This is a genomic window from Microcoleus sp. K1-B1 (assembly GCF_036704705.1).
Taxonomy (GTDB): domain Bacteria; phylum Cyanobacteriota; class Cyanobacteriia; order Cyanobacteriales; family Microcoleaceae; genus Microcoleus.
This window is the reverse complement of sequence record NZ_JAUBSH010000159.1, coordinates 1-6641: the sequence shown is the minus strand read 5'-3', so window position 1 is coordinate 6641 and position 6641 is coordinate 1. Positions and strand designations below refer to the sequence as shown.

Here is a 6641-nt window from a genome sequence, read left to right as displayed (position 1 = left end):
AGTCGAACTCATGCACTGGCTAATTTCATAAATTCCTTTTTTTGTCAACTCCTAATACTGAACCGACGCCCTAGGAACGGAATTATTTTAGCTTAGCTGGTATTTGCGGTAAGAAATAGGACTGAAATCCTCAGTACGAACAGGTTCTATTTATTTGATTTCTGATCGGTTACTTACAGGTATAAAACCTAGTTTTTCCTGGCAGCGACTTATATAAAAACGGACGACTGTATCAGCAGGGTTTTGTTCGATTAGTTGCTGAAAATATCCCAAGGCGGCGACAAATCTTTCGGATTGCCATCCTTGAATTCCTTTGTCAAATAAACCCTGGGTAAGCTGCTTTGCCTCAGAGTCGGGACAGGAGGCTGCCCAGATTTCGTAGATTTCAATAGCTTGCTGCTTGCCGCGCGGGGTTACTCGATCGATCCAGCGATAGTAATAATTGTTGCTGGGCAAATGGCTGTCAGCAGCAGTCGCCCCAGAAGTAGAAATAATACTCTCCTGTGTTTCCACTTCTAAGTCGCACTTTAATAATAGACTTTCTTTTGAGTGGGAGTTGGAACTTATGCCATTTAGAAATTCTCTCGCATGAACGATCGCATTTTCGCTAACAATAATTTGGCAACCGTATATTTTAGTTAAATTTTCTAACCTAGAAGCTGTATTTACTACATCGCCTATGACTGTAGAGTCCATGCGACGATCGGAACCTAAAGTGCCGATCATGCCGATACCTGTGTTAATTCCCGTACCAATATTGACGGGAGATTCTAAATTGTATTGGTGGCGACTGGCATTAAATTCTTGCAAAGTTTCTTGCATTGCTACTGCGGCTTCGATCGCATTCATGGCGTGAGAATTTGGCTTGTCAAATACTGCCATGATTGCATCGCCTAGGTATTTGTCAATAAACCCGCCGTGAGACGTGATGCAGTCGTTCATTTTAGTAAAAAAAGCGTTCAACCATTCAAAAGTCTCGCGAGCTTGTTGAGATTCGGCGATCGTAGTAAACCCGCGAATGTCACAAAATAAAACAGTCAGCTCTTCTTCTGTAACATTGCCCAACTGAATTGATTCTATTCCTTGCGGCGCAATTCGTTCGAGAAGTTGCTCTGGCACAAATAGCTGAAATTTTTCGGAAAGATATTCGTTGGCTTCCCAAGCTGCGGCGATTTGGCGTTTGCTTTGCTCTTTTACCTGCTGGTGGAATTGGGAAGATACAGCTTGCGATCGCATTTGACTCAACTGCAAAATATTTTCCACTTTTGCCAGCAACAAACGACTGTTAAAAGGCTTTGTCAAATAATCATCAGCCATCATTTCTAACCCTTTGATGCGAGACATATCGTCATCGAGGGCAGTTAAAAAAATCACCGGTACAGTTTGCAATGCCGTATCCTTCCGTAGGATATCGCACACATCAAAACCGTCCATCTCCGGCATCATAATATCTAGTAAAATTAAATCGGGTCGAGAGGCGCGGGCAAGCGAGAGCGCTTCATGGCCAGATAGCGCTGATACTGTAGCGTATCCTTTCAGGTGCAATAACTCTTCCAGTAAAGTCAGATTAGCTGGCTCGTCATCAACCAACATGATGCAGGGCGACTTGTTTGACATGGAATATGATATAATATATTGAATTTAGCTCGGAAGTTGCGCGTGGGGAAGCTCGAAAACGGGTTGATTGGTATATTTCTCCTTACTAAACTCGATATTTTTCGTAGGAACAGGCTTTCGGAGGCAAGTGCGGGCAAGTCATATAGATATTTATCTACTATTGAGTTTAACCTTGGTTGTTATCAATTATCATAAATTGCAGTGCTGGAACTGCAAATAATTATTGTTAGCCAAGAAAAGAACGGACTGTAGCGATCGTCAAATTCAAATCCAGTGGCTTGCTTAAATAAGCAGAAGCGCCAGCTTCCAAACATCGCTCACTGTCACCGGGCATCGCCATCGCCGTCACCGCAATCATCGGTACCGAATCCCAGACAGGATCTGCTTTAACTCGGCGCATCAACTCAAAGCCGTCAACATCCGGCAACTGAATGTCCATCAAAATCAAATCCGGCAGCAACTCCGCGGCAGCAGAGGCGGCGAGAATACGATCGGCCATCGCCTTCCCATCCGCGAGTATCTCTACCCCGTACCCCTCCAATTCCATCACCTCAGAAATTAACATTTGGTTAAAAGGCTGGTCTTCAACAATCAAAATCCGCTTCCTGGCAATTGGTAAAGCAATCGCAGAAGCAGGAACTAACTTGGTATCCAAAGCACAAGAAGCAAAGTTTCCCAACTGTTGACGCATCTCTGTCAAAGGCAGCCAAACGCGGAAAAGACTTCCCTGATCGCAAACCGATTGAAAAGAAACAGTCCCCCCGTGCAATTCTGCCAATCGCTTAGTCAAAGCCAAACCCAAACCTGTACCTTCGTGGCGCCGAGTCAGGGAAGAATCCACCTGTTGAAAAGGTCGAAATAGCAAGTGCCAGCGGTCTTGAGGAATGCCGATGCCGGAGTCTTTTACCTCTAAACAAAAATAAGGAGTGCTGGCATTTACAGGAGAACAATCCGGCCGGTAGTCGCCGTCTATTTCGCTGCCGTAGGCCAGACGCCCGCTGAGTTTAACTTGTCCCTGTTCGGGGGTAAATTTGATGGCATTGGAAAGTAAATTAATCACAATTTGTCGCACTCGCCGTTCGTCGAGCCAAACTTTAGTAATACGGTAGTCGAGTTCTAAAGACAAACCGATTCGCTTTTTGTCTGCCCGTGGCTGCATCATTTTTAGACAGTCTGTCGCGAGTTCGTGAACGCGAACTGGTTGTAAATTGAGTTCTACTTTCCCGGCTTCAATTTTAGAAAGATCGAGAATATCGTTAATTAACTGCAACAAGTGCTGGCCGCTTTTTTCGATCAGGTCTAAATAGTTGATTTGTCGATCGCTCAAGTGTCCAGCCGTTTGCCGCAGCAGCAAGTCAGAAAAGCCGAGAATGCTGTTGAGAGGCGTCCGCAATTCGTGGGACATTGATGCTAAAAACTCAGATTTCAACTGAGAAGAATACTCTAATTGTTCGTTAACTTGGCGCAGGTTTTCTTGTGTCTGAGCCCGCTCGATGGCCGCCCCCAAAGTCCGGCAAGCAGCCTCCAGCACTTCTTGGTTGAGGGCGGTTTGCAGTTTTTTGACGTTGCGAGACTCCAGCGTCAGTACGCCAATAATTGTACCGTCGGTGGCTGCGATCGGAAAAATGCCCAGTTGTCCGATTCCCGGATGCCGAAATTCCGGCACGGCATTGGGATGTTGGGCATAATCCTCGACAAACACAGGTTTACCAGTTTTCACCACTTCCCACAGCAAACCGATGCCGTAGGGAATGCCTTGGTCGAGCAATGCTTGCATTCCTGCGACTACGGGTTCCCCGTAAGTAGCCAAAAATTGACTAGAAACTTGGTTGCAAATCCCCGACGCTTGCCGATCGTTTCCCTTGCCGTTAATCACCTTGACATCTCCGAAAGCTGCATTCATTGCCTCTACTAAATAGGTGAGGGCAAACTGACCTATTTCTTGCAAACTGTCAGACTTTTGCAGGCGTTCGGTTAAACCTAAAAGAAATCTCAGCCGCCTGACTTCTGCGTTCAAGCTAGCTTGGGAGTTTTGGTATACCGTAACATCTCGAAAGGTAAACAGCCGTCCGCCGCTGTTGGTAATCGTGGCGCACACCTCCAAACAAACCGCATTGGATTGCTCGAAATAAAATGATAAACTTTCATGCTGAGATTTTTCGAGTGCTTGCTGAAACTCTTGCCACTGCTGAAGGGACAAGTAACCCCGATCGACAATTTCCGCAAACAGCAAGTGGCACTTCGGCTTTGTTTCCAGCCATTCTGGGGACAGTCCCCAGATTCCCGCCAATTTTTTGTTAAACAAAACTAAGCAGTCAGACGAGTCGAACAGAGCGATCGCATTGTCTACTTGATTGAGAATCAGTTCTTGGTCTGCCCTCAACTCGTGCAAGTCTCTCTCCATTTTCTCTGTGTGTTTAGCTCTTAGTTTTGTTGTCATAACTTTCTACGGATATGGCAAGAGTTCTTTGATAACTCTTTACATAATGTTACATAATTTTACGGTTTTGGGCAGTGAGGGCGATCGATCTGCCTTGTGATCTGAGACACTTGCTGGTTTACGAGGGCGATCGGAACCCGCTTTGAACTGCGTCGGCTAAACTGCTTAATCATGAGGCAATAAGGAGGGAAATAATTATAACAGAAAGAGAATATTTTAATAATAATGCTGTCGAAGTTGATAGCATCTGACTTGAAACTATTGCGTCCAACCCTGTGCTAAATAGACCCATAATAAAAACTAATTCCGGTGATAAGAAATCAGCATATAGCACTCCTCGCATCATTTGTGAATTTCTTACGGACTCCCAGCGGGTTCGGGGATGTTTGGGGAAGGGTAAAAAAATTACAACTTTTGCAAGGATTGCTATATGGCAAATGCAATCCTGACCTTACCCTTAAATTTTATGAGCAATAACTTGGTTATTTGGATTAACTGCTCAAGCAACTGTTGGCTTCAAAAACATAGGCATAAGGCGCGCCCTAAGCACCCGGAGACAGTGATATCAGTTTCAAAAAAGCAACTGTAGACTCGCGAACCCAACCCATACACAATCAGTTATTCCCCATAATTTAATCTAAAATTGTGCGACTGAGCGCTCACGCCGAAGTCTAAAATCTACAAGGGTATGAGTTATGACGATCGCACTTATGAGTAAGGTGTGCAGTGCACACCCTACAAATGTGAGTTAAGCTAATCCGCATTTAAATTGCAGAGTAAAATAAAGCTTTACTCTTGTGGGGAGTAGGGGTTGAGCAGGAGAGCCCGCACTTAACATACAATTTAAATGCACAACAGCTTAGAGCGTAAGTATTCTTAATGTTTCTTAGGATTTTTCGGAAAAGGAATGCCCAAACTTTCGTGAAAAACAACCTGAGTTTTATAAGTCAAGCGCCGGTTAACTTGTTTGATGATTTTTTCCAAAAGCGCATCGCCGGTTTTTTCTATTAAAGGTTGAGACATCGATCGAATAAACTTGGGAAAGCAAACCCCCACAGCCAAATCCAGCTTCCAGGTAGCGCTGGTAATCGCAGGCGGCAGCTTAGCACGTTCCGAGCTCGGCCAATCGGCGGCAAACTCCTGAGACGGTATCTCCACTAGCTTCATTGCCGATCGAAAATCCACTTCATACCCAGGCGAGGTATAATTCGGAACCGGAATAGTCTTAATCAAATAGCAGCCTTCAGCGTCAGGCGGCAGCAACTCTAAACCAATTCTCGCTTCAACGCGGTAGCCGAAAGCCCCAAAACGCCCGATTAATAAATCATAGCCGTTTTCGCCGATCGGCTGGGCCTTCATCGGCGAAGCGCACTGGCAAAACCAACTCTTGTGGTTGTTCAAATGCTTTGCCACCGTCTCCGCATCGGCGTACATCTCCATGCTGTCTTCAAAATGCGTGTGAAACCAAATCGGCTCAACTTCCTCTCCTGCATCCGCACTTCCACTTTCGGGCTGTTGGAAACTCGCATCTGGGTAGTAGTTTTCGTCAGAAGCTTCAACAGTTTGATATTCAGCGGAATCCTGCTTCATCATATGCTCTCCTGGTATACACGCCAATCAATCTGGTTGGGGATGTGTTAAGGGAGTTTCCTCCCTACAATTGAGAAATTGATAGTAACAAAACTTACCCTAGTTCAGCATAACTCGACTTATGAAAGCATTTGTAGCAGGAGCCACAGGTCAGACCGGCCGCCGCATCGTCGCAGAATTAGTCAAGCGAGGTATTCCCGTGCGCGCCTTAGTCCGAAATCTAGACACCGCTAGACAAATTTTACCACCGGAGGCTGAGTTAGTGACTGGGGATGTATTAAATGCGACTTCCCTGGGCAATGCCATCGGCGATAGTACGGTATTGCTGTGCGCGACAGGGGCGACCCCTGGTTTTGACCCGACAGCGCCTTACATGGTGGATTTTGAAGGTACTAAAAATTTGGTGGATGCAGCTAAGGCTAAGGGCATTGAGCATTTTGTGCTTGTGACTTCTCTGTGCGTCTCTCAGTTTTTTCACCCGCTGAATTTGTTTTGGCTGATTCTGGTTTGGAAGAAGCAAGCCGAGGAGTATTTGCAAAAAAGCGGCTTGACTTATACGATCGTCCGTCCGGGCGGTCTCAAAAATGAGGATAATTCAAATGCGATCGTCATGACTGGTGCCGACAAAATGTTTGAGAGCAGCATTCCCCGCACCAAGGTAGCCCAAGTTTGCGTGGAGGCGCTGTTTCAGCCGACTTCTCGCAACAAGGTTGTGGAAATTGTGGCGAAGTCGGAGGCTCCGCAAAAGAGTTTTGAGGAGTTGTTTGCCAGTGTGATTTGATTGAATTAGCCTCGCTTGGGTTCGGTGCGTCAGACAAAAAACACTTTGATTTGGATCTGAGATGTTGCACCATTGTCAATAACAGGCAAGATGCCTGTTCCACAAAAAGTGCATTTTCTTGTGGGGCGGGCATCCTGCTGACAGGTGTAGGTTTTTTACAACTAGGAGGAGTTACAAGCATAAAAGGCATCCACAGGAGTGTGAGGGAAGGAA

5 protein-coding genes are annotated in these 6641 nt (G+C 45.7%); 2 read left to right on the top strand and 3 right to left on the bottom strand.

Annotated elements, in window-relative coordinates:
* Positions 1 to 150: 150 nt before the first annotated feature.
* The 3 genes from QUA83_RS29700 to QUA83_RS29690 form a co-directional block, all read right to left on the bottom strand.
* Positions 151 to 1617 (bottom strand): response regulator, encoded by a 1467-nt coding sequence (locus tag QUA83_RS29700; RefSeq protein WP_333297763.1) that lies wholly within the window; start codon positions 1615 to 1617, stop codon positions 151 to 153.
* A 226-nt stretch (positions 1618 to 1843) separates the two neighbouring features.
* A complete protein-coding gene (locus QUA83_RS29695) occupies positions 1844 to 4057 on the bottom strand; it encodes an ATP-binding protein (RefSeq protein ID WP_333297762.1) in 2214 nt (737 codons plus the stop codon).
* A gap of 876 nt (positions 4058 to 4933) precedes the next feature.
* A complete protein-coding gene (locus tag QUA83_RS29690; RefSeq protein WP_333297764.1) occupies positions 4934 to 5647 on the bottom strand; it encodes a DUF1997 domain-containing protein in 714 nt (237 codons plus the stop codon).
* A 121-nt stretch (positions 5648 to 5768) separates the two neighbouring features.
* On the opposite strand from QUA83_RS29690, the gene QUA83_RS29685 reads away from it, so the two are divergent.
* On the top strand, positions 5769 to 6428 hold the full coding sequence (locus QUA83_RS29685; RefSeq protein ID WP_333297761.1) for an NAD(P)H-binding protein: 660 nt from the start codon (positions 5769 to 5771) through the stop codon (positions 6426 to 6428).
* Positions 6425 to 6641 (top strand): hypothetical protein (locus QUA83_RS29680; RefSeq protein WP_333297760.1); only part of this gene is annotated, 217 nt, incomplete at its 3' end. The genes QUA83_RS29685 and QUA83_RS29680, both read left to right, overlap by 4 nt.